Genomic DNA, 23,159 nt, shown 5'->3' with positions numbered 1-23,159 from the left:
GACGAAAATTATGCCGATTCAAAAATGTAAGCCAACGTCTCCAGGACGTCGCTTTGTAGAGAAAGTGGTTCATGACCACCTTCACAAAGGCGCGCCTTACTCACCGTTGGTTGAAGCAAAAAAACGTACTGGTGGTCGTAATAATAACGGTCACATTACAACTCGTCACGTTGGTGGTGGTCATAAGCAACACTATCGTATCGTTGACTTTAAGCGTAATAAAGACAGCATCCCAGCTGTTGTAGAGCGCATTGAATACGATCCTAACCGTACAGCACATATTGCTTTGTTGAAATATGCTGATGGTGAGCGTCGTTATATCATTGCTCCTAAAGGCTTACGTGCTGGCGATAAAGTACAATCTGGTAACGATGCTCCAATTCGTCCAGGTAACTGCTTGCCACTTCGTAACATGCCTATCGGTTCTACACTTCATAACGTTGAACTTAAAATTGGTAAGGGTGCGCAATTAGCGCGTTCTGCTGGTGCTTCTGTTCAGTTATTGGGTCGTGATGGTTCTTACGCGATTGTTCGTCTTCGTTCAGGCGAAATGCGTAAAATTCATGTTGAATGCCGCGCTGTAATTGGTGAAGTTTCTAACCAAGAAAACAACCTTCGTTCATTGGGTAAAGCTGGTGCTGCGCGCTGGCGTGGTGTTCGTCCTACCGTACGTGGTATGGCGATGAACCCAGTTGATCACCCGCACGGTGGTGGTGAAGGGCGTAACAAAGGTATTCAACCTGTAAGCCCATGGGGTCAAAAAGCTAAAGGGTACAAGACACGTACCAATAAGCGTACGACTAAGATGATTATTCGCGACCGTCGCGTCAAGTAAAGGAATCTGACTAATGCCTCGTTCTCTGAAAAAAGGCCCATTCGTCGATGCGCACTTGTTCGCTAAGGTTGAAGCGGCTGTTGCTAGTAACTCTCGCAAGCCGATTAAAACTTGGTCTCGTCGTTCGATGATCCTTCCAGATTTTGTTGGTTTAACAATTTCTGTTCATAATGGTCGTAATCACGTTCCAGTAATTGTTACTGAGCATATGGTTGGTCATAAACTCGGTGAATTCGCGCCAACTCGTACCTATCGTGGTCACGGTGTTGACAAGAAGTCTAAACGTTAATAGGTGTCATGATGGAAGTAACTGCTAAATTACGCGGTGCCGCTATCTCGGCACAAAAGGCACGTTTGGTTGCAGATCTTATTCGCGGCAAATCTGTTGCGCATGCTTTGAATATCTTAAACTTCAGCAATAAAAAAGCTGCTGTTTTAGTAAAAAAAGCATTGGAATCTGCGATTGCAAACGCTGAACACAATAACAGTTTAGATGTTGACGATCTTAAAGTTTCTACGATTTACGTTGATGAAGGTGTTAGCCTTAAACGTATTATGCCACGTGCTAAAGGCCGTGCAGATCGTATTACGAAGCGTACTTGTCACATCACCGTTAAGGTAGGGGTTTGATATGGGTCAGAAGGTTCATCCAATCGGTATCCGCCTAGGTGTTGTGAAACGTCATAACGCTAACTGGTATGCGAGTCCGAAACAATACGCTGAATACTTGCTTAAAGATCTTCAAGTTCGTGAGTTTTTAACTAAAAAACTTAAGAATGCGATGATCAGCAACATTCTTATCGAACGTCCATCAGGCGCTGCTAAAGTAACAATTAGCACAGCTCGTCCTGGTATCGTAATCGGTAAAAAAGGCGAAGATATTGAGAAATTACAGCGCGAACTTACCAGCATTATGGGTGTTCCTGCGCAAGTAAGTATCAATGAAATTGATCGCCCAGACTTAGATGCGCGTTTAGTTGCTGAAGCAATCGCTTCTCAATTAGAAAAGCGTGTAATGTTCCGTCGTGCTATGAAGCGTGCGGTTCAAAACACTATGCGTGCTGGTGCTAAAGGTATCAAAGTTGAAGTGTCTGGCCGTTTAGGTGGTGCAGAGATTGCTCGTACGGAATGGTATCGTGAAGGTCGTGTACCTTTGCATACATTACGTGCAGACATTGACTATGCAACTATGCGTGCAGAAACAACTTACGGTACGATTGGTGTTAAAGTTTGGATTTTCCGTGGCGAGATTTTAGGTGGCATGAAACAAGTCATGAACCCTGCTCCTGCTGAAGATCGTCCAGCTAAACGTGGTCGTGGTCGTGGTGAAGGTCAAGAGCGTCGTGGTCGTCGCGGTGACCGTGCTGCTGACAAGGGAGAATAATCCATGTTGCAACCTAAACGTACCAAATTCCGTAAGGTGCACAAAGGCCGTAATACTGGTCTAGCGCATCGTGGTAGTACAGTATCATTTGGTTCGATTGCAATCAAAGCAACTGAACGTGGTCGTATGACTGCGCGTCAGATTGAAGCTGCACGTCGTACTATTAGCCGCCGTATTAAGCGTGGTGGTAAAATCTTTATTCGCGTATTCCCGGATAAACCAATTACTCAAAAGCCTCTTGAAGTGCGTATGGGTAAAGGTAAGGGTAGCGTGGAATACTGGGTTTGCCAGATCCAACCAGGTAAGATCCTGTACGAAATTGAAGGTGTGAACGAAGAATTAGCGCGTGAAGCATTTGCTTTAGCTGCTGCTAAACTTCCGTTTAAAACCACTATCGTGACTCGGACGGTAATGTAATGAAAACTAAAGATTTACGTGAAAAGTCGGTAGAAGAGTTGAAAGCTTTGCTTGATGAGCAACAGCTTAACCAATTCCGTCTTCGTATGGCGAAAGCAACTGGTCAGTTGGGTAAATCGCACGAAGTGCAAGTTGCTCGTAAGACAATTGCTCGTATTAAGACACTCCTTACCGAAAAACAGGGGAACGGACAATGAGTGAAAAAACAGTCCGCACGTTAACCGGCAAAGTCGTAAGTGACAAAATGGATAAATCTATTGTTGTTCTTATTGAACGCCGCGTTCAACACCCGTTGTATGGCAAGTCAATTCGCCGTTCAACTAAGTTACACGCTCATGATGAGAACAATGTCGCTAAAATTGGTGATGTTGTGACAATCAAAGAAAGCCGCCCAATTTCTAAAACTAAAGCTTGGACTTTAGTGGAAGTAGTTGAAGCAGCTGCTGAGTAATTCGACGTTCTTGTTGCATCATCGGTCAATTTCGAGTACTCTTTGAGCCTTTCGAAATTGTGACCGGTGATGCTCGGTTTTGGAGTAGGGCAATGATTCAAACCGAAACTATGCTCGACGTAGCAGACAACAGTGGTGCTCGCCGCGTACAATGTATTAAAGTACTTGGTGGTTCACATCGTCGTTATGCTTCTGTTGGCGACATTATTAAAGTTACTGTAAAAGAAGCAATCCCACGCGCACGTGTTAAAAAAGGTGACGTGATGAATGCGGTTGTAGTTCGTACTAAATTCGGCATTCGTCGTCCAGATGGTTCTGTGATCCGTTTTGATGATAATGCTGCAGTTATCCTGAACAACAACAAAGCTCCGATTGCTACTCGTATCTTCGGACCAGTGACTCGTGAACTTCGTACTGAACAGTTCATGAAAATCATTTCATTGGCTCCTGAAGTTCTATAAGAGGCAATCATGGCTAAGATTAAAAAAGGCGATCAAGTTATCGTGATCGCAGGTAAAGAAAAAGGCAAACAGGGTACTGTATTGTCTGTTTCTGAAGACCGCGTTAAGGTTGAAGGCCTTAACTTAGTGAAGAAGCATCAAAAGCCGAATCGTGTAACTGGCGCTGAAGGCGGTATCGTTACTCAAGAAGCTTCGCTTCATATTTCAAACGTGGCAATTTTAAATGCTACAACCCAGAAGGCTGACCGTGTTGGTTACCAAGTGATTGATGGCGTGAAAACTCGCGTTTATAAATCAAATGGTGAATCAGTGGCGGTAGCGAAGTAATAGGTTGAAAAGGCAATGGCCAGACTTAAAGCACGTTACAATGATGAACTTAAAGCAAAGTTAAAAGAAGAACTTAGCATTAAGAACGTGATGGAAATTCCACGCATCACAAAAATTACCCTAAACATGGGTGTAGGCGCAGCTGCAACTGATAAGAAATTATTAGATGGCGCTGTAGTCGACATGCAATTAATTGCTGGTCAAAAACCAGTAATTACACTTGCTCGCAAATCTATCGCTGGTTTTAAAATCCGTGACGGTTGGCCGATTGGTTGTAAAGTTACTTTACGTGGCGACCAAATGTACGAATTCTTGGACCGTTTGATCTCAATCGCAATCCCTCGTATCCGTGACTTCCGTGGTTTCTCTTCGAAATCATTTGATGGTCGTGGTAACTACTCAATGGGTTTGAAAGAGCAAATCGTTTTCCCTGAAATCGATTTCGATAAGATTGATCGTATTCGTGGTATGGATATTACTATTACTACGACTGCTCGCACCGATGACGAAGGCCGTGCGCTTATGCGTGCATTCGGCTTCCCGTTCAAATAAGAGGTCGATATGGCTAAGAAAGGTATGGTTAATCGCGAATTGAAACGCGAAAAAACAGTTGCTAAATACGCTGCAAAACGTGCTGAATTAAAAGCTACGATTGCAAACGTAAATGCAAGTGAAGAAGAACGTTTCGAAGCGATGTTAAAGTTACAAGCGTTGCCACGTAATGCATCTCCGGTACGTCTTCGTAACCGTTGTGGTTTAACTGGTCGTCCTCATGGTTACTTCCGTAAGTTCGGTTTAAGCCGTAACAAATTACGTGACACAGTAATGCAGGGTGATGTACCAGGCGTTGTTAAGGCAAGCTGGTAAGGAGCGACTAAATGAGTATGCAAGATACCGTTGCCGACATGCTAACACGTGTTCGTAACGCACAAATGGCTAAGAAACAAACTGTTTCTATGCCTTCTTCTAAGTTGAAAGTTGCAATTGCAAACGTACTTCAACAAGAAGGTTATGTTTCAAACGTAGAAGTTGCTCAAGAAGAGACAAAATCTACTTTGACAATTACTTTAAAATATTTCGAAGGCAAACCAGTTATCGAAATGGTTAAGCGCGTAAGCCGTCCAGGTCTTCGCCAATACCGTGGTAAAGATAAACTTCCAAGCGTTAAGCAAGGTTTAGGTATTGCAATTGTTTCTACAAGCAAAGGCATCATGACTGATCGCGCTGCACGTGCTGCGGGCGTTGGTGGTGAAGTTATTGCTTTTGTTTCTTAATAGGTGATTCCTCATGTCTCGTGTGGCTAAAGCCCCAGTAACTGTACCGAATGGTGTAACAGTTACTCAGAACGGCCGGCAGGTCGAAGTGAAAGGCAGCAAAGGTACGTTGTCTTTCAACCTGCATGCGCTGGTCGAGCTAAAACAGGAAGAAGGTAAACTTCAACTTGCTCCAGTTAAAGAATCGAAAGATGCTTGGATGCAAGCTGGTACTGCTCGCGCTGTATTGAATAACCTTGTAAAAGGGGTTAGTGAAGGCTTCGAACGTAAGTTGCAGCTAGTTGGTGTTGGTTATAAAGCTGCGGTTAAGGGTACTGTTATAAACCTTAACCTTGGTTACTCACACCCAATTGACTACGCTTTACCTGAAAGTGTAACAGCGGAAACTCCAACTGCAACTGAAATCATTTTGAAATCAGCAAACAAGCAGTTGTTAGGTCAAGTAGCGGCAGAAATCCGTGCGTATCGTGCTCCTGAACCATATAAAGGTAAAGGTGTTCGCTATTCGGATGAAGTCATTCTTCGTAAAGAAGCTAAGAAGAAATAAGGCGCGAGGTTCTTATGAACGAAAAGAAACAAACCCGTTTGCGTCGTGCGAAAAGCACACGCTTGCACATCCGTGCATTGGGTGCGACTCGTTTGTGTGTAAACCGCACTCCGCGTCACATCTATGCTCAAGTTATTTCAGCAGATGGTGGCAAAGTTTTAGCGCAAGCTTCAACTTTGGATGCATCTTTACGTAGCGGTACTACAGGTAATGTAGACGCGGCTACTAAAGTAGGTGCTTTAATCGCAGAACGCGCGAAAGCAGCTGGTGTAACTAAAGTTGCATTTGACCGTTCTGGTTTTAAATATCATGGTCGTATCAAAGCCTTGGCTGATGCTGCTCGTGAAAACGGCTTGGAGTTCTAATCATGGCTAAAGTTGAACAAAACGAAGGTCTTGTTGAAAAGCTGGTTGCCGTTGATCGTGTAGCCAAAGTTGTTAAGGGCGGTCGTATCTTCTCTTTCACAGCATTAACTGTTGTGGGTGATGGTAATGGTCGTGTTGGTTTTGGTCGTGGTAAAGCACGTGAAGTTCCAGCTGCTATTTCTAAAGCACTTGAAGCTGCACGTCGCAACATGATTACTGTAGACCTTGCAGGTACTACTTTACAACACCCTGTGAATGCTCGTCATGGCGCAAGCCGTGTATACATGCAACCTGCTTCTGAAGGTACTGGCGTAATCGCTGGTGGCGCAATGCGTGCCGTTCTAGAAGCTGCGGGCGTGCATAACGTACTTGCTAAATGTTATGGTTCTACTAATGCTGCAAACGTAGTAAACGCAACTTTCAAAGGTTTGCGTGATATGACTTCTCCTGAGAAAGTCGCTGCGAAACGTGGTAAATCAGTAGCAGAAATTCAAGGGTAATCAATCATGAAAACGATTAAAGTTACCCAGACTAAATCTTCTTCACATCGCTTGAAAAATCACAAGCTTTGCTTACAAGGTTTAGGTCTGCGTCGTATTGGTCATACTGTAGAAGTGCAAGATACGCCTTCTAACCGCGGTATGATCAACAAAGTCTACTATATGGTTAGTGTAGAGGAATAAGCCATGACTCTGCGTTTAAATGAGCTTGCGCCTGCGGAAGGTGCAAAACGTGAAAACCGTCGTTTAGGCCGTGGTATCGGTTCTGGCGTTGGTAAGACTGGTGGCCGTGGTGTCAAAGGTCAAAAATCACGTAAAAGTGGTGGCGTTCGTCCAGGCTTTGAAGGCGGTCAAACAGCGATTTATCGTCGTTTACCTAAATTCGGTTTCACTAGCCAAATCGCTTTAAAAACTGCTGAAGTACGTTTATCTGAGTTAAGCAAAGTTGAAGGCGACATCGTTAGCCTAGAAACTTTGAAAGCTGCGAATGTTGTTCGTCGTGACCAAGTTCGTGCTCGTATCGTACTTTCTGGTGAAATCACTCGTGCATTCACTGTTCAAGGTGTTGCATTGACTAAAGGCGCTAAAGCTGCAATTGAAGCAGCTGGCGGCAAAGTCGAGGAGTAATCTCGAGTGTCTATGTCTCCTAGTTCTTCAGGTCATGTCAACATGATGAAAGGTCAGCCATTTCACGTGAAATATCGTGAAATTATTCGCCGGATGAGTTTTCTAATCGGTGCATTGCTGGTCTTTCGACTAGGAGCGCATATTCCAGTACCAGGCATTAATAATGCTGCGTTAGAAAATTTATTTCATGCGAACCAAGGAACTATTCTTGGGCTATTCAATATGTTTTCTGGCGGTGCTTTAGAGCGAATGTCTATTCTTGCTTTAGGAATTATGCCTTACATTTCTGCCTCAATTATTGTGCAGTTAATGTCTACGGTAATTCCTTCACTAGAAGCCTTGAAAAAGGAAGGTGAGCAAGGTAAGCGTAAAATTAATCAATATACGCGTCAGGGTACGTTATTGCTTGCAGTGGTTCAGGCAGTTGGTATGTGCGCAGGTTTGATTGGTCAGGGTATTACTCTGTCAGTTGGTCTTGAGTTTTATATACCAGCAGTTACTTCACTTGTCGCTGGAACTATGTTCTTAATGTGGCTAGGTGAACAAATCACTGAAAGAGGTATTGGTAACGGTATCTCAATGATTATTTTTGCTGGTATTGTGTCTGGTTTGCCTAAATTAATTATGCAATCAGTTTCATCAGTAGATAATGGTCAGACAAGCTTAATTGGTCTTGTGATCTTTGGTCTTTTGTCTGTAGGTGTGCTGGCTGCCATTGTGTTTATTGAAAAAGCACAACGTCGTATTCCAGTGAATTATGCACAAAAGCAACAAGGTCGTCGTATATTTACAGCACAGCAGACACATTTACCATTAAAAATTAATATGGCTGGTGTGATTCCTGCGATTTTTGCAAGTTCTTTACTATTGTTCCCAGCGAGTCTTGGTCAATGGGTGGGAAGTGCAGATGCAAATGCTGGATTAATTAAGCGTAGCTTACAAGATTTAGCTTTAGTATTGTCGCCTGGACAGCCTTTGTATTTGGTGCTCTTTGGTGCGTTAATTATCTTTTTCTGTTACTTTTATACGGCTTTAGTATTTAGCCCTAAGGAAGTATCAGAAAATCTAAAACGCAGCGGAGCTTATGTGCCTGGTATTCGCCCAGGTGAGCAAACTGCTCGTTACTTAGATCATATTCTTAATCGTTTGACGTTTATTGGTGCGATTTATATTACGGTCATTTGTTTAATGCCAATGATTCTACAAAGTTCTTTTGGTATCCCATTCTCTTTGGGTGGTACATCATTACTAATCGTAGTTGTCGTTGTTATGGACTTTATGGCTCAGCTACAAGCGCACTTAACATCTCATCAATATGATAATCAAACATTAATGAGAAAAACGACTGCTCATCCTAAGGGATAAGCGCACTTAGAGGTTTCATCATGAAAGTACAAGCTTCTGTAAAGAAAATTTGTGGTAGCTGTAAAGTTATCCGTCGTAATGGGGTTATTCGCGTAATTTGTAGCGCAGAACCTCGTCATAAGCAGCGTCAAGGTTAATCTAATCAAGACCTGTTGATTTCAGTAGGCGAATTGGGTTAATATCCGCCCCTCAAGATTTTGTGGGGCGGTTGATTATCTCTACTGCCTTTTTGGAGAAAGTGAATGGCTCGTATTGCCGGTGTAAACATTCCGGATAACAAGCATGCTGTTATCTCCCTCACTTACATCTTTGGTGTCGGTCGCCATACTGCTAAGAATATCTTAGCTACAGTTGGTATTACTGAAACTACTAAGATCCGTGAGTTGGACGATGCTCAGCTTGATGCGATTCGTGCAGAAGTTGCTAAGGTTCCTACCGAAGGTGACTTACGTCGCGAAATTTCCATGAACATTAAACGTTTAATGGATTTGGGTTGCTATCGCGGCCTTCGCCATCGTCGCAGCTTGCCTGTCCGTGGTCAACGCACCAAAACTAACGCACGTACCCGTAAAGGTCCGCGCAAACCGATTAAAAAGTAAGATTTCTGGAAGCTAAAAGATGGCTAAAGATACTCGCACACGCAAGAAGGTCACTCGTACCGTCTCTGAAGGTGTTGCACACATTCACGCGTCTTTTAATAACACCATTGTTACGATTACTGATCGTCAAGGTAATGCATTGGCTTGGGCCACCTCTGGTGGACAAGGCTTCCGTGGTTCACGTAAATCAACTCCGTTTGCTGCTCAGGTAGCTGCTGAAGTTGCTGGTAAAGCAGCTTTGGATTACGGTTTGAAAAATCTGGATGTCCTTGTAAAAGGTCCTGGTCCAGGTCGTGAGTCTGCGGTTCGTGCATTAGGCGCAGTGGGTTATAAAATTAACAGCATTACCGATGTGACGCCAATTCCTCACAACGGTTGCCGTCCACCTAAAAAACGTCGCGTGTAAGGAGAAACATTCATGGCTCGTTATATTGGTCCAAAATGCAAACTCTCTCGCCGCGAAGGGACAGACCTGCAACTTAAATCTGGCGTTAAACCTTTTGACGTCAAAACTAAAAAAGCTAACAAAGCACCTGGTCAACATGGTCAGGCACGCGGTGGTAAGCAATCTGAGTATTCACTACAATTACGTGAAAAACAAAAAGTCCGTCGTATTTACGGTGTGTTAGAACGTCAATTTAGTAACTACTATAAAGAAGCAGCTCGTGTTAAAGGCGCAACAGGTGAGAACTTGTTGAAATTGCTTGAAAGCCGTCTTGATAACGTTGTTTATCGCATGGGTTTTGGTTCTACACGTGCAGAAGCTCGTCAGTTAGTAAGTCACCGTAGCATTACTTTGAATGGTCGTCGTGTAAACATCGCATCTATTCAAGTTAAAGCTGGTGATGTAATTGCGGTTCACGAAGGTGCTAAACAACAATTGCGTATTAAAAACGCGATTGAGTTAGCTGCACAACGTGGTATTCCAGCTTGGATGGATGTTGATCATTCTAAGCTTGAAGGTACGTTTAAAGCTGCACCAGATCGTGCTGATTTACCTGCTGAAATCAATGAAAGCTTGATTGTAGAATTGTATTCTAAATAATCCTTGAGGTAGCAATAATGACGCGTACTGCAAACGAGTTTCTAACTCCGCAAGCGATCAAGGTCGAAGCGGTTAGCGGGACCTCGGCAAAAGTGATTCTAGAACCTTTAGAGCGTGGTTTTGGCCATACTCTAGGTAATGCTTTACGTCGCATTCTATTGTCTTCTTTACCTGGCGCTGCTGTGGTTGAAGTGGAGATAGAAGGTGTCGAGCACGAGTACAGTACTTTAGAAGGCTTGCAGCAGGACATCGTCGAGCTCTTGCTGAACCTAAAAGGATTGTCTATTAAGCTGTTCGATCAAAATGAAGCATATTTAACATTAGAGAAACAAGGTCCTGGCGAAATTACTGCTGCTGACCTTCGTTTACCTCATAATGTTGAAGTGGTTAACCCAGAACATTTGATCGGTACTTTGAGTGCTTCAGGCTCATTAAAAATGCGCTTGAAGGTTGCTCAAGGTCGTGGTTATGAAACATCTGATTCTCGTTTCCCTGAAGGTGAAACACGTCCTGTTGGTCGTTTGCAATTAGATGCTTCTTATAGCCCGATTAAGCGTGTTTCTTACACCGTTGAAAATGCGCGTGTAGAACAACGTACCGATTTAGATAAACTGGTAATCGACCTCGAGACAAATGGTACAGTTGATCCTGAAGAAGCAATCCGCAAAGCGGCAACAATCTTGCAACAACAAATTGCAATTTTTGTTGATCTTCAGAAAGACCAAACTCCAGTTGCTCAAGAGCCTCGTGAAGAAGTTGACCCAATCTTGCTTCGCCCAGTAGATGATCTAGAGCTTACTGTTCGTTCTGCTAACTGTTTGAAAGCAGAAAATATTTACTACATTGGTGATCTTGTTCAACGTACTGAAGTTGAGTTGTTAAAAACTCCTAACCTTGGTAAAAAATCGTTAACAGAGATCAAAGATGTTTTGGCATCGAAAGGCTTACAACTCGGTATGCGTCTTGAAAACTGGCCACCAGCTAGTCTTCGTATGGACGACCGTTTTGCCTATCGTAGCCGTTAATTAAGTAGGACTATCACCATGCGTCATCGTAATAGTGGTGTGAAATTAGGCCGTACAAGCAGCCATCGTAAAGCGATGTTCCAAAACTTGGCTAATTCTTTATTTGAACACGAGTTGATCAAAACAACTGTTCCTAAAGCTAAAGAATTACGTCGTGTTGCTGAGCCTTTAATCACTCTAGCAAAAAACGATACTGTAGCAAATCGTCGTTTAGCATTTGCTCGTACTCGTAATGCTGCAACTGTAGGTAAATTATTTACCGTACTCGGCCCTCGTTACAAAGAACGTAACGGCGGTTATCTACGTGTTCTTAAAGCGGGCTTCCGTGCTGGTGATGCAGCACCGATGGCTTACGTTGAGCTAGTAGATCGTGAAGTGAATACTTCAGCTGAATAATTGATTTTATTCAAAAAAGACCGGTTTTATACCGGTCTTTTTTATTTTTGATAATTACTAAAATTATAAAAATGTCCTCAAGTGACATAAAAAAACGGATAAACGGTCAAACTTGACATTGTGTATTGTCAAAATTGTGCTTTAATAAACTTATATTCTCAACAATGGGTATAAAAATAAAATGGAAAAGCAAGTTGATATTTTAATCATTGGCGCAGGTATCTCAGGAATTGGAGTTGCTGCCCATTTATCAAAAAATTCTCCACAACGCCAATTTGAAATTTTAGAGCGTCGTGAATCTTTTGGTGGAACATGGGATCTTTTCCGTTATCCTGGTATTCGCTCAGACTCAGATATGTCCACATTTGGTTTTAATTTTAAGCCGTGGTGTAAAGCGAATGTACTAGCTGATGGTGCTTCTATTAAAGGATATCTAGGTGAAGTTATTGATGAATATAAATTAAAAGAAAAAATTCACTTTGGTCATCGTGTACTTTCTGCTAATTATGATTCTGAATCAAAGAAATGGCAGGTTGTAATTGAAGATGGCAAGAAAAAACAACAGACTTGGATTGCTAATTTTGTTGTTGGGTGTACTGGTTACTATAACTATGATCAAGGATATGCGCCTTCTTTCCCAAATCAAGAAGCATTTAAAGGGCAACTCATTCATCCGCAGCATTGGCCTGAAAATTTAGATTACACAGGTAAAAAGGTCGTTATTATTGGTAGTGGCGCAACAGCGATTACTTTAGTGCCGGCAATGGCGAAAGGTGGGGCTGGTCATGTAACGATGTTGCAGCGTTCACCAACGTATATTGCTAGTGTGCCTTCTATCGACTTCATTTATGAAAAAACGCGTAAATTTATGTCTGAAGAAGCGGCGTATAAATTTACCCGTGCACGTAATATTGGTATGCAGCGCGCTATTTATGCATTGTCTCAGAAGCATCCAAAGACTGTACGTCGTTTACTCTTAAAAGCAATTGAAGTGCAGTTAAAGGGTAAAGTTGATATGAAGCATTTTACACCTTCATACAATCCTTGGGATCAACGTCTATGTGTAGTACCTGATGGTGACTTATTTAAGATTTTACGTGAAGGTAAAGCGAGTGTAGAAACTGATCAAGTTGAGAAATTTACTGAAAAAGGTATTTTACTTAAATCTGGTAAACATCTTGATGCGGATATTGTGATTTCTGCAACTGGTTTGCAAGTTCAAATTATGGGTGGGGTTCAGGCTACTATTGATGGCAAAACTCTTAATTCATCTGAACATATGCTTTACAACGGTGTTATGTTGAGTGATGTACCAAATATGGCCATGATTATTGGTTATGTAAATGCATCATGGACGCTTAAGGTTGATATCGCTGCAGAATATATTTGTCGCTTGTTAAACTATATGGACAAAAATAGTTATGATGAAGTGGTTCCGTCTGGTGATAAAACTGAAATGGAAGAAGATACTGTAATGGGTAAATTGTCTTCAGGTTATATCAGTCGTGCAGCACATGAGCTTCCAAAACAAGGTAAGCATGCTCCATGGCAAGTTACTAATAACTATTTAGAAGATAGAAAGTCACTAAAAAATTCAAAATTTGAAGATGGTGTTCTACATTTTCATAAACGTTTAGAAACGAATGAGCGTAAGCCAAAACTAGTATCTTAATAGATATTAGATAAATAAAAGGGGCGTAATGCCCCTTTTATATTGAATTTATTAAAGTGTTCTAGAGATTAATTCTTTCATAATTTCATTGGTACCTGCATAAATTCGATTTGCTCGATGATCTATGTAGGCACGAGCAATTGGATATTCAAGCATGTAACCATAACCACCATGTAATTGAAGACATTCATCTACAACTTTTGAGAACATATCTGAAATTTTATATTTAGCTGCTGCAGCAGCTTCCACACTCAATTTTTCTTCAAGTTGTAATTCCATACAACGATCTAGATAGGTACGGCAGAAATCTATTTCTGTTCTCAGTTCAGCAAGTTTAAAACGCGTATTTTGAAATGCACTAACAGGTTTGCCAAATGCTTTACGGTCTTTTGTATATTGGACAGTATGTGCAAATGCGGCTTCAGCGCCTGCCTGACAAATAATAGCGACTAGCATTCGTTCCCAAGCCAATTCTTTCATGAGCATGATAAAGCCCATGCCTTCCATACCTAAGAGATTTTCTTTAGGAACACGAACGTTATCAAAAAATAATTCGCATGTATCTTGGCCTTTCATTCCAATTTTATTAAGAGGCTTACCTTTGCTAAAGCCAGCTCTGTCTGCTTCAACAATAATGAGCGATAAGTTCGCTGAACCCTTGTCGTTATTACCCGTTTTACAAACGACTACGACCATGTCACATAAGTAACCATTGGTAATGAAAATTTTAGAACCATTAATGACATACTCATCGCCATCAAGTACAGCTGTGGTTCTCACTGCCTGTAAATCAGAACCAGTACCAGGCTCAGTCATGGCAATAGCCGTGACCACTTCTCCGGTTGCCATTTTTGGTAACCACTTTTGTTTTTGTTCTTCATTACCAAAGTTATTTACGTAATTCGCAACAATATCTGAATGTAAAGAAAAACCCGTACTAGAATCCATAGCATAAGCTTGTTCTTCAATTAAGATCATACTGTACAAGCGGTCTACTCCAGACCCACCATATTGCTCTGGCATTGTGGTGCAAAGAAGACCTAATTCTCCAGCCTTATTCCAAAGATCTCGATCAACATGTTGCTGTTTTTCATATTTTTCAATATTGGGAACAACTTCCTTTTCATAGAATTTACGTACTGTCTCGCGGAAAGCTTCATGCTCTTCGTTAAATAGTCGTCTCGGTAACATATTTGGAATAGGACGGATGGCACCAGATTGCATTTGTATTTCTTCCTTGGTTTAGGTGTGATGTTATTTCCTTAAACATACGGAAGCATTTCATGACGAACAATGTGATGAATGCTCAATTATAAGTACAAGATGATAAATTTGGTCAATTTGATATTTTTAGCGATCTTTGGAATGTGATCAGGTAAACTAGGTGCACTATCAACGCAGATGGGGAAATAAATGTCTGACGAAATGACCTTGGAAGAACGTAAAGTAATTTATCGAGCACGCCGCGGCTTAAAAGAAATTGACGTCTATTTTGACCCTTATGTAAAAAACTATTATTTAAATGCGGATCCGGCAGAAAAGGCCTTATTTGCAGAATTAGTAGAACAAGAAGATCCAGATTTGCTAGATTGGTTCATGGAAGTTTCTGAACCTCCACGCACAGAGTTACGTGAATTTATTTATAAATTAAAACAGTACGTACATGGCTAAACTGTTTTGATAAAAGAATTGAATTTTGAGCTGAAATATAGTCGTTTCTCGATAATATTTCAGCTTTTTATTGGCTTGAGTTTAGCAATCCTACTTTATCAATTGTTATCACCTATGTGGTGGCTATTTAGTCTGATCCTTTTATCTATTGGTTTCCTATTATTTTTAAAACAATCACGAATTTCTCAAATTGCATATTTAGATCAAAAATCTTGGTCAGTTGTTTATCTTCCTAAAAAAGTGATTTACCGTGTAGAAATTAATAAAATAATTGATTATCAGCTATTTATGATGATTTATTTTGAGGGGGCACCTGTGAAAGTAGCCATAATTTGGTTTGATCAACTTCCTTTGCAGTATTGGAGGAAGTTAAAAGTCCTACAGAAACTTCATTAATTGTTAGACAATTCTACATTTGTATATTTATTTAAAAATTATAAAAAACAATAACTTAATCTTTATTTTTTTGCTTGAGATCAGGATTGTCTAATTAAAATATAGAAAAAAGCTAAGGAAATACAATTGTCTGACAATTTCACCTATGGGTATCTATTTGATCGGTTAAAGTACAAACACCAACGTAAAGTGTGTCGGAGGTCTCAAAATGGAGATGCCAACATGGTCGTTCTTGGTCATTGCCATCATTCTGGCAGTGGTGATAGGAAGAGCAGGAACTTTACTCAGGGAACATCTTAACAGAGTTAATTTTAACAAAGTTAAGAGACAGAGGATGCAAGGTCGTCGATCAGTCAATTATTAAATTGGTTAGTCGATTAATTTCATCAAGTGTCCAGTTTATAACTGGGTGCGATTGTAGTAAGGAGGTCTCTCATGGAGATTTCAATGTGGATGTTTCTGTTAATTGCAGTAGTTATGGCTGTGGTAGTAGGAAGAGCAGGAACTTTACTTAAGGATTATATAGAACAAAAATAATATAAGCCGTTAAAAGCTTATCTCAGTTAATAAGTAGCATGTGCTGAACCGTCGCAATGCTACTTTTTTTTGCCTAAAATTTCTGTTTCCCAGAAAAACTGTCAATTTTATCTGCTGTGAAGTGTGTCAAAGTATAAGCGCTACAATTAGAGTAATTACTCTTTTATTCAAGATATGCATCTGCTAATGTACATCTGAAAAGGAAAAAACAAATTACATAGAGGACAGGAAGATGTCTAAAGTCCAAAAAATAAGCCAAGGTTTGGCGATGAGTTTTCTTGCAGCTTCAGTTTTATCAGGTTGTTCATACGTCGTGAAAACCGGAGCAAATGTTGCTTTAGGTTTTACGGAAAAGCACGTCGTTCCGCCTATTCTGGCAATGCAAGATGCTGAAATGGTTTGTAATACTGGTAGTGCTTTAACACCAGCAATCATGTCTACTAAAGGTATGGGTGCAGATCCAACGCGTGTTGCGGTATTAATGTATGCGGCTTCAGGTGTATGTGCTGAGAATCAAGCATTAGAACAGGAATTACGTTATTTGCGTGCATCAAAAGCAGGGCAAGTAACTGAAGCTCAAGATGCACGTATTGCACAAAAGCGTTGGGCAGCAATTGCTGCTGAGCGTCAATATACAGGCTATAAGTTGTTTGCTGATCGTTGGGAATCTAAATATAAATACCATTTAGGTGATTCTTGTCCAACAATGCGTAGTGATACTGATCAAACAGTTTATTTACTTGGAATGATTAGTGGCCTTCAGGCTGTGACCAATGATATTAACTCTGGTGGCGCAGTCAATGTTCCAAAGGATATCGCCGCTATTGTAGAGCGTGGCATGGTTTGTCTAGATAATGAAAAATTCTGGGGAGCGCCTAACGCAACGCGTGCTGTTATCTGGACTTTATTACCTGGGGCAGATGAAGGGAAACCTGATCCATACCAAACTCTAAAACAGTCAATGCAGATTGGCGAGCAAAAAGGTGTTCGCTTATCTCATGCTTTATATGCAGTAGCTGCTCAAGCAAGTGGTGATGATGCAAAAATCCGTGATGCATTAAGATCATATGCCGCTTCTCAAGCTGATGATAAGCCTGTTAATCCGAACTTTAAGTTAATCGATAGTATGGCAGGTCTGATTGTACGCGGTATTTCTGACCGCTACTGGACTGAGCATACTGGTGTGCGTACTGGAGATGATGGCATGTCACATTTCTGGGACGATAAGAACGAAGGTGCAGCAGAGCTAGATGAGTTATTTGATGGCGGAGCCGCATCTGAAGCTCCTGCGGATTCATCTGCTCCACCAGCAGCACAGTAAACATATTTGAAAGACTAACTTCTTGCGAGTCTATTGTTAAGTTCTACAATAATTGTAAGAAGTTTAATTTCAAGGAGTGTGCCATGAAAGATCATGTACTGAATAATAAAGTGCTTTTGGTCGCAGTGTGCATTTCCATATCTGCATGTCTACAAGTATTTCCTGATACTTTTATTTATTGGCGGGAAAGTTTACTTGGTGAATTCTGGCGTTTATGGACTGCACATTGGGTACACGTTGGGTGGATTCATTTCCTTTTAAATATGATGGCATTCGCCTGTTTACCGTTTATTTTTCCGCACACCAAAGCGTGGCATCTTTTAAGTCTACTTTTACTGTTGCCACCTTTCATTAGCTTGGTCTTCTATTTTTATTTACCTTATATCGAGGCATATGCTGGTTTGTCAGGTGTTTTACATGGGCTCTATACAGCAGTTGCTTTAGTTTATTTGCAATATCGTAAAGAACGGAATTTTGCTTTTCTGGTCTTAGGATTAATTATTGCAAAACTGATATGGGAAAATACTTTTGGGCAAACAGGAACTGCCCAGTTAATAGGGAGCCCAGTTTTAACTGAAGCTCACTTATATGGAGCAATTGGTGGAGCAATCTTTGGGGGCTGCTATTGGCTTGCTCAAAGATTAAAAAAGAAATATTGACAATACAAACTGTTAAAAAAGTGATTTTAGTCATTCTTTATTAATAAAGTTTGATGCAAATTTGATCGTTGAATAAAGGGATTGGTAGAAGGGGGAAGGAATTAACCCCTGACCAAGAAAATTGCATGACTCAAACTCCTGTTTTTCAGGTTTTTGGGAGAACAAAATTGGAATATTTATGCAAGAACATCAAGAAAAAAGATCTGGATTAGGTCTGTTGGGTTATATCTGGAACGAATGGATCTCAACATTCGTCATCCTCATTCTACTATTAATGACACTAATCATTGGTACCGGGGAGATGATCCACGGACAATTATTACGTATCGGGGAACGTCTTTATGGTGATCCTGCGATAGGTATGCAATATTCATTTTTGCGTGCTGAACCTGAAAAACCGACTTGTGATCGACATCCAAATATCGATGCTCAAGTCAAAGAACAAATGAAAGCGAATGCATCTGATGATTTTTCGAGTTTCTTTGGTGCAGCGTCAGAAAGTGATGTCCGTGCATCGCTTCTCGCAGCGCAGCAACAATGTGATGAGAAATATCAGGCGTATGATAAAACCATTAAATATATCGAAGCTAACCCAGGGGTACGTACTTATCGCGCCATCGAGACAGGCTTCTTTGGTATTTTTAAATTTGGTACAGAAAATCGAGCAATTTTACTGATTTTTATGGTTCTAATTTCTGCGATTACAGCATCGTTAAAATTTCACCATATTGGCTTACGTAATCCGGCAACAAAAATAGATTATAAAGTCTATTCCATCTTTATGGTGGTTGCTAATGCTCTACTCAGTTTCTCTGTAATTAGCCAGTATCGTTCAGTTATCAATTCTGGGGTGACACCTACCTATGAAACAGTAACTATTTACTGGATATGGATGATTTTATTTGTTGTTCTGACTTTGATTAGTCTTTATCAATTATTTGTTTCACCTCCACCAAAACGTGAAGGCGGTAATATTGGCTTAGCTCTACTAAGTGTGCCTTTATATGCTTACATGGCTTTGATTACGGGCATAGTATTCACATTCTTTATGGATTATCCAATGGGGCAAGGGATTTACCTTGGTTTATTGGTTGAATTCTCAGGTATTTTCTTAAACCTTGCCTTGTTTATTTGGGCAGGTATGCTTTTAACTCAAACACGCGTTATGGACTTGTTCCTTAATGTGCTTCGCCCATGGAATTTGGCACCAGAAACTTTAACATGGTTGATTCTAATTGCAGCTGCGGTACCGACGGCTTATACAGGCGCGTCAGGTATTTTCGTTATTGCAGCAGGTGCAATTATTTATAAAGAAGTCTGGAATGCGGGTGCTCGCCGTCAATATGCATTGGCTGTATCTGCAATGTCTGGTTCTTTAGGGGTAGTAGTACGTCCATGTCTACTGGTCGTTTTAATTGCGATGCTGGACAGCCGTCATGTAACGTCCGATGAGTTGTTTGGCCATGGTGTTTATGTATTTTGGTTAACAGCATTTATTTTCTTGGGTGTTTCATTACTCTTGGCTGAAGAGAAGTTCCGTGTAAATTCGCCAAAAGTTGCGATTCCAGGCATGATGCGCGCCTTTATACCTGTAATTCCATACATTCTGATCACTGCTGTTGTTCTTGCTATTTATAAATATGCGTTAGACACAGGAATGAATGAATTTACTGCTCCAGTAATTTTGCCATTAGTCCTGATCGCAATGATTTTGTATGACAAATTGGTAGCGCCAAAAGAAGATCCTGCGATCAATATTCATGAGGCGATTGTTCGTGAACACGAACAGAAATCACCATTCCTTCGAGCACATGATCCGCATAGTTCTCAGTTCCGTCTTGGTTTTGGTGGAGCGCTGCGTTTTGCAACTTCAGAAACTGTAGGCCATATTGGCGCACTAATTATTCTGATGGCATTGTCTGCAAGTGTTGGTGGTTTAATTGAACGTTCTGAAGTGGTTGAATTATTGCCGACTCATTTAGGTAGTATCTATATATCATTAGCATGTATTGCACTGTTACTTGCCATTATTGGTATGTGTACAGATCCATTTGGTGCTGTAATTTTAGTTGCTGCAACCATTGCGCCTGTAGCATACGAAAATGGTATTCATCCAATTCATTTCTGGATGATTGTGTTGGTTGCATTCGAATTTGGTTATGTAACTCCACCAGTTGCCTTGAACCATCTACTCACGCGGTTGTCCGTCGGAGATGATGAAGTGAACGCTGCTGATGCTGAAGCGAAAGAGAAATATACAAGTTTCTACTTCCGTTATGAGCGCTGGTTGCTACCAATTATTGTTTTATTCTCATCACTGGTATTGGTAACTTATGTGCCATATGTATTTAAGCTATTCGGTTGGTATCATTAACTTAAATTAAAGTATTGGTTATACAAAAAGCCTTCCTAAATGGAGGGCTTTTTTATTAAGAAGATTCAATAAATTTAGGAAAAAGAATGGCTGGAATTATTAATTAAAATAAAAAAAGCTAAAGTTATCTGTCTTTAGCTTTTTTTATTTCCCATTGAAAAACTATTGCTGTTTGAGCTGAGTTTCAAGCAATTTAACTTGTTCTTCTTTGAGTTTAGTTAATTGATCAGCATCAGCATGCTGAGCTTTTAAAGTTGCTTCCTGATCTTTTAGCTGGCGATGGATATCATCGAGTTTAGACACTTCTTCTTTTGCTAAAGACTCTTGAGCCGGTACAGGCTGTTTGAGTACATCTTCATTCACAAGCTGTTGTGAACTTGCAGCTTCTGCTACAGGTTCTGAACTTGATGATGGATCAGCGGTTTTAGCAGGAGCGGGCGTCGAAACAGGTTGAGGATCAACCATTGGTGCGGATGACTCGGTTTTTTTGAAAAACCATTGTGCAGCTAAAAAAAGCACTACAAGAATGCTTAAGCCCCCAATTAAAATCCACAATAGTTTTGAGTTTTGTTTTCTTTGTAGTGGCATCTCTAAGACCTTTAGTCAGGACGACGAGGCTTGAACTGTATTACTCCAACTTCATCAGGTACAGCGGGCGCTTCAGGCTCATCAATATGAGTCGGACGATTTTCACTATAACCGCATTCGATACATTCAATCCATTCGTCTTCAGCGGTGGTTAGCATGACAATCCGATCTGTTGCTTCACATTTTGGACATTTAGCCCCAGCAATGAAACGTTTTTTCATCTTTATCACCCTAACCACACGATCAATTTAGGCCTATAGTTTAAGCGGTTTTAGTGTCATTCGTCCAACCTTGATGACGTAACAGTGCATCAATTTTAGGTTCACGGCCACGGAAACTCACAAATGCTTCAAGTGCAGTATCCTTACCACCCACTGCTAAGATTGCCTGACGGAATTCTTTGCCAGTTTGAGTGTTGAAAATACCTTCGTGTTCAAAACGGTCAAATGCATCACTTGCTAAAACTTCTGCCCATTTGTAAGAGTAATAACCTGCCGCATAACCACCAGCAAAAATATGACTGAAGCTATGCTGGAAGCGGTTGTAATCCACGGCAGGAACAACTGCATACTGCTTACGAATGTCATCTAAGGTCTGCTGAATTTGCTCACTATTCAACGCAGGTGTTTTAGTGTGAATAGTCAAATCAAACAATGCAAATTCAAGCTGACGTAAAGTTTGCATACCAGACTGGAAGAATCGTGCATTTAATAAAGCATCGAGTAATTCTTGTGGCAAAGTTTGTTTACTATCGATGTGTTCACTTAATACATCTAGGCTTTCTTTATCCCATGACCAGAATTCCATGAACTGGCTTGGTAGCTCTACTGCATCCCAAGCAACACCATGAGTTCCTGCAACGGAAATATTATCTACTTCAGTTAGCATGTGATGTAAACCATGTCCAAACTCATGGAATAATGTGATCACTTCATCATGGGTGAGTAAAGCAGGTTGATCGCCTACTGGAGGCGTGAAGTTACACACCATGTAGCAAATTGGTTTTTGTAAACCATGAACAGTTTGCATGCGTGAGCGGAAACCATTCATCCATGCACCGCCACGTTTACCCGTACGTGCATAGATGTCAAAGAAGAAGCCACCAATCACTTGGCCTTGATCTTCTAATTCAAAATAACGTGCATCAGGGTGCCAGACTGGTGCTTGTCTTTCGATGATGCTAATACCATATAAGCGCTGCACGATTTGGAATAAACCTTGAATGACTTTAGGTGCAGGGAAGTATGGTTTTAATGCTTCTTGCGATAAGTTGAATTGTTGCTGTTTGAGTTTTTCAGAATAGTAAGTACTATCCCAAGGTTTAAGTTCGTCAATACCATCTTGCTTGGCAATCTCTTGAAGTTCAGCAACTTCTTGAAGAGCAGGGGAACGAGCATGCTCAGCGAGATCAACTAAAAAGTCATGTACAGTTTTTACATCTGGTGCCATTTTGCTCGCAAGAGAATATTCAGCATAGTTGTTGAAACCAAGTAACTTCGCCATTTCCTGACGAAGACTTAAAATTTCTTCCATAATTTTGCTGTTATCAAACTCAGTTTGTTCGGACTGATCAGATGCACGAGTGACATAAGCTCTGTAAAGCTCTTCACGCAAAGCGCGGTCATCTGCATACGTCATGATTGCAAAATAAGCTGGGAAATCTAGAGTTGCTACAGCTTGATCGAGTTCACGTTGTTTACCGTATTGTTTTAATAACTCAACATTACTTTCAGGAAGACCTTTTAGCTCAGTTTCTGTAAGCGGTTTAAAGTACGCTTGTGTTGCATCAAGTACATGGTTAGAAAAATCAGAAGAAAGCTGTGAAAGGCGAGCAGAAATATCTGCATAGCGTTTTTTCTCTTCGCCCTCTAAAGCCACACCAGAAAGTTTAAAATCACGTAAAGCGAGTCGAATAGCACTTTGTTGGGCTGGACTAAGAGACGTATAGCCCTGACCATCGTGGATATGCTGATAAGTTTGATAGAGCGCCGTGTGTTGGCCAAGTTGAGTGTAATATTCACTCAAGGCTGGTAATAACGATTGATAGACTTCTCTGGTTTCAGCATTGTTCATCACCGCATTAAAATGTGATAAAACACCCCATGATTCACTAAGGTTGTTTTCAAGTGTATCGACTTGTTCAAGTACGGCAAGTTGTTGAGCGGTATCAGTAGGTACAGCGGTAAGTGTATTTAAAAATTCTTGGCCTGCTTGAATCGCTTGTTGGATGTCTTGTTTTAAATTTTCTAATTTAATTTCATCAAAACGCGGGGTTGGTAAGGTCGCTTGCTGTAAAGTCATTGCTGTTAGCCACATTATTTTT

33 protein-coding genes and 1 pseudogene are annotated in these 23,159 nt (G+C 40.9%); 30 read left to right on the top strand and 4 right to left on the bottom strand.

The genetic code is table 11. The features are described 5' to 3' along the window. The first annotated feature begins 10 nt into the window (after positions 1-10). The 25 genes and pseudogenes from rplB to F968_RS01495 all read left to right on the top strand — a co-directional run bounded on the left by rplB (position 11) and on the right by F968_RS01495 (position 13,290). Positions 11-835, top strand: a complete 825-nt coding sequence (rplB, locus tag F968_RS01615; RefSeq protein WP_004789629.1) for a 50S ribosomal protein L2 — start codon at positions 11-13, stop codon at positions 833-835. A 13-nt stretch (positions 836-848) separates the two neighbouring features. Beyond that, the gene (gene rpsS / locus F968_RS01610) at positions 849-1,124 is read left to right on the top strand and encodes a 30S ribosomal protein S19 (RefSeq protein WP_001138119.1); all 276 of its coding nucleotides are present in this window, start codon (positions 849-851) and stop codon (positions 1,122-1,124) included. 11 nt (positions 1,125-1,135) lie between these two features. Next, positions 1,136-1,465 (top strand): 50S ribosomal protein L22, encoded by a 330-nt coding sequence (gene rplV / locus F968_RS01605; protein ID WP_004639524.1) that lies wholly within the window; start codon positions 1,136-1,138, stop codon positions 1,463-1,465. Between the two features lies 1 nt (position 1,466). Further along, positions 1,467-2,283: pseudogene (gene rpsC / locus F968_RS01600) on the top strand (30S ribosomal protein S3). Further along, on the top strand, positions 2,223-2,636 hold the full coding sequence (gene rplP, locus F968_RS01595; RefSeq protein ID WP_002049688.1) for a 50S ribosomal protein L16: 414 nt from the start codon (positions 2,223-2,225) through the stop codon (positions 2,634-2,636). Before rpsC ends, rplP begins: the two are co-directional and overlap by 61 nt. Beyond that, complete coding sequence (rpmC, locus tag F968_RS01590) at positions 2,636-2,833, top strand: 50S ribosomal protein L29 (RefSeq protein WP_000849928.1); 198 nt, start codon at positions 2,636-2,638, stop codon at positions 2,831-2,833. Before rplP ends, rpmC begins: the two co-directional genes overlap by 1 nt. Continuing rightward, positions 2,830-3,087 (top strand): 30S ribosomal protein S17, encoded by a 258-nt coding sequence (gene rpsQ, locus F968_RS01585; RefSeq protein ID WP_001291845.1) that lies wholly within the window; start codon positions 2,830-2,832, stop codon positions 3,085-3,087. Before rpmC ends, rpsQ begins: the two co-directional genes overlap by 4 nt. Before the next feature lie 92 nt (positions 3,088-3,179). Next, positions 3,180-3,548 (top strand): 50S ribosomal protein L14, encoded by a 369-nt coding sequence (gene rplN, locus F968_RS01580; RefSeq protein ID WP_001982634.1) that lies wholly within the window; start codon positions 3,180-3,182, stop codon positions 3,546-3,548. Positions 3,549-3,557: 9 nt separating this feature from the next. Beyond that, the gene (gene rplX / locus F968_RS01575; RefSeq protein ID WP_002116820.1) at positions 3,558-3,875 is read left to right on the top strand and encodes a 50S ribosomal protein L24; all 318 of its coding nucleotides are present in this window, start codon (positions 3,558-3,560) and stop codon (positions 3,873-3,875) included. Between the two features lie 15 nt (positions 3,876-3,890). Continuing rightward, the gene (gene rplE, locus F968_RS01570; RefSeq protein ID WP_004789621.1) at positions 3,891-4,427 is read left to right on the top strand and encodes a 50S ribosomal protein L5; all 537 of its coding nucleotides are present in this window, start codon (positions 3,891-3,893) and stop codon (positions 4,425-4,427) included. Between the two features lie 9 nt (positions 4,428-4,436). After that, positions 4,437-4,742: a 30S ribosomal protein S14 gene (gene rpsN / locus F968_RS01565; protein WP_004789619.1), complete on the top strand. Its 306-nt coding sequence runs from the start codon at positions 4,437-4,439 to the stop codon at positions 4,740-4,742. 11 nt (positions 4,743-4,753) lie between these two features. Continuing rightward, on the top strand, positions 4,754-5,149 hold the full coding sequence (gene rpsH, locus F968_RS01560; RefSeq protein ID WP_004789617.1) for a 30S ribosomal protein S8: 396 nt from the start codon (positions 4,754-4,756) through the stop codon (positions 5,147-5,149). 13 nt (positions 5,150-5,162) lie between these two features. Further along, positions 5,163-5,696 (top strand): 50S ribosomal protein L6, encoded by a 534-nt coding sequence (gene rplF / locus F968_RS01555; RefSeq protein ID WP_004789615.1) that lies wholly within the window; start codon positions 5,163-5,165, stop codon positions 5,694-5,696. Positions 5,697-5,710: 14 nt separating this feature from the next. Further along, a complete protein-coding gene (gene rplR, locus F968_RS01550) occupies positions 5,711-6,061 on the top strand; it encodes a 50S ribosomal protein L18 (RefSeq protein WP_003653654.1) in 351 nt (116 codons plus the stop codon). 2 nt (positions 6,062-6,063) lie between these two features. Beyond that, positions 6,064-6,561 (top strand): 30S ribosomal protein S5, encoded by a 498-nt coding sequence (gene rpsE / locus F968_RS01545; protein WP_003653653.1) that lies wholly within the window; start codon positions 6,064-6,066, stop codon positions 6,559-6,561. A gap of 6 nt (positions 6,562-6,567) precedes the next feature. After that, complete coding sequence (gene rpmD, locus F968_RS01540) at positions 6,568-6,744, top strand: 50S ribosomal protein L30 (protein WP_000849088.1); 177 nt, start codon at positions 6,568-6,570, stop codon at positions 6,742-6,744. 3 nt (positions 6,745-6,747) lie between these two features. Then, entirely contained in the window at positions 6,748-7,188 is a 441-nt protein-coding gene (gene rplO / locus F968_RS01535) for a 50S ribosomal protein L15 (protein WP_004789613.1), read from the top strand. Positions 7,189-7,233: 45 nt separating this feature from the next. Continuing rightward, the gene (gene secY, locus F968_RS01530) at positions 7,234-8,553 is read left to right on the top strand and encodes a preprotein translocase subunit SecY (protein WP_171056864.1); all 1,320 of its coding nucleotides are present in this window, start codon (positions 7,234-7,236) and stop codon (positions 8,551-8,553) included. A gap of 20 nt (positions 8,554-8,573) precedes the next feature. Beyond that, positions 8,574-8,690 (top strand): 50S ribosomal protein L36, encoded by a 117-nt coding sequence (gene rpmJ, locus F968_RS01525; protein WP_000867907.1) that lies wholly within the window; start codon positions 8,574-8,576, stop codon positions 8,688-8,690. A gap of 105 nt (positions 8,691-8,795) precedes the next feature. Next, positions 8,796-9,152: a 30S ribosomal protein S13 gene (gene rpsM, locus F968_RS01520; protein ID WP_004789609.1), complete on the top strand. Its 357-nt coding sequence runs from the start codon at positions 8,796-8,798 to the stop codon at positions 9,150-9,152. Between the two features lie 19 nt (positions 9,153-9,171). Next, positions 9,172-9,558, top strand: a complete 387-nt coding sequence (gene rpsK / locus F968_RS01515) for a 30S ribosomal protein S11 (RefSeq protein WP_001040166.1) — start codon at positions 9,172-9,174, stop codon at positions 9,556-9,558. Positions 9,559-9,570: 12 nt separating this feature from the next. After that, positions 9,571-10,197, top strand: a complete 627-nt coding sequence (gene rpsD / locus F968_RS01510; protein ID WP_003653643.1) for a 30S ribosomal protein S4 — start codon at positions 9,571-9,573, stop codon at positions 10,195-10,197. A 17-nt stretch (positions 10,198-10,214) separates the two neighbouring features. Then, positions 10,215-11,222, top strand: coding sequence for a DNA-directed RNA polymerase subunit alpha (locus F968_RS01505; protein ID WP_003653641.1), 1,008 nt, complete (start codon positions 10,215-10,217; stop codon positions 11,220-11,222). Between the two features lie 18 nt (positions 11,223-11,240). Then, positions 11,241-11,618, top strand: coding sequence for a 50S ribosomal protein L17 (rplQ, locus tag F968_RS01500; RefSeq protein ID WP_002049717.1), 378 nt, complete (start codon positions 11,241-11,243; stop codon positions 11,616-11,618). Positions 11,619-11,799: 181 nt separating this feature from the next. After that, positions 11,800-13,290, top strand: coding sequence for a flavin-containing monooxygenase (locus F968_RS01495; RefSeq protein ID WP_004789605.1), 1,491 nt, complete (start codon positions 11,800-11,802; stop codon positions 13,288-13,290). A gap of 51 nt (positions 13,291-13,341) precedes the next feature. Here F968_RS01495 and F968_RS01490 read toward each other — a convergent pair whose 3' ends face one another. Further along, positions 13,342-14,514 carry an acyl-CoA dehydrogenase family protein gene (locus F968_RS01490; RefSeq protein WP_004789603.1) on the bottom strand — a complete coding sequence of 391 codons (1,173 nt, stop codon included), beginning with the start codon at positions 14,512-14,514 and terminating at the stop codon, positions 13,342-13,344. A gap of 189 nt (positions 14,515-14,703) precedes the next feature. Between F968_RS01490 and F968_RS01485 the strand changes: the two genes are divergently transcribed. The 5 genes from F968_RS01485 to F968_RS01465 all read left to right on the top strand — a co-directional run bounded on the left by F968_RS01485 (position 14,704) and on the right by F968_RS01465 (position 20,248). After that, positions 14,704-14,961, top strand: a complete 258-nt coding sequence (locus tag F968_RS01485) for an FAD assembly factor SdhE (protein WP_004789602.1) — start codon at positions 14,704-14,706, stop codon at positions 14,959-14,961. A gap of 6 nt (positions 14,962-14,967) precedes the next feature. Then, positions 14,968-15,357, top strand: a complete 390-nt coding sequence (locus F968_RS01480) for a hypothetical protein (RefSeq protein ID WP_034596065.1) — start codon at positions 14,968-14,970, stop codon at positions 15,355-15,357. Between the two features lie 769 nt (positions 15,358-16,126). After that, entirely contained in the window at positions 16,127-17,215 is a 1,089-nt protein-coding gene (locus F968_RS01475) for a hypothetical protein (RefSeq protein WP_004789599.1), read from the top strand. Between the two features lie 83 nt (positions 17,216-17,298). Next, positions 17,299-17,874, top strand: coding sequence for a rhombosortase (gene rrtA / locus F968_RS01470; protein WP_004789598.1), 576 nt, complete (start codon positions 17,299-17,301; stop codon positions 17,872-17,874). A 178-nt stretch (positions 17,875-18,052) separates the two neighbouring features. Next, the gene (locus F968_RS01465) at positions 18,053-20,248 is read left to right on the top strand and encodes a TRAP transporter large permease subunit (RefSeq protein ID WP_004789597.1); all 2,196 of its coding nucleotides are present in this window, start codon (positions 18,053-18,055) and stop codon (positions 20,246-20,248) included. Positions 20,249-20,410: 162 nt separating this feature from the next. On the opposite strand, the gene F968_RS01460 is transcribed toward F968_RS01465, so the two are convergent. The 3 genes from F968_RS01460 to F968_RS01450 are packed head-to-tail and all read right to left on the bottom strand — an operon-like array spanning position 20,411 to position 23,152. Beyond that, positions 20,411-20,836, bottom strand: a complete 426-nt coding sequence (locus F968_RS01460) for a hypothetical protein (protein WP_004789596.1) — start codon at positions 20,834-20,836, stop codon at positions 20,411-20,413. An 11-nt stretch (positions 20,837-20,847) separates the two neighbouring features. Beyond that, on the bottom strand, positions 20,848-21,057 hold the full coding sequence (locus F968_RS01455) for a YheV family putative zinc ribbon protein (protein WP_004639498.1): 210 nt from the start codon (positions 21,055-21,057) through the stop codon (positions 20,848-20,850). Between the two features lie 40 nt (positions 21,058-21,097). Then, positions 21,098-23,152 (bottom strand): M3 family metallopeptidase, encoded by a 2,055-nt coding sequence (locus F968_RS01450; protein WP_034596063.1) that lies wholly within the window; start codon positions 23,150-23,152, stop codon positions 21,098-21,100. Positions 23,153-23,159: the final 7 nt, after the last annotated feature.

This window comes from Acinetobacter sp. NIPH 817 (assembly GCF_000368405.1).
In the GTDB taxonomy this organism is placed as follows: Bacteria; Pseudomonadota; Gammaproteobacteria; order Pseudomonadales; family Moraxellaceae; genus Acinetobacter.
This window is presented reverse-complemented; position numbering and strand designations above follow the sequence as displayed.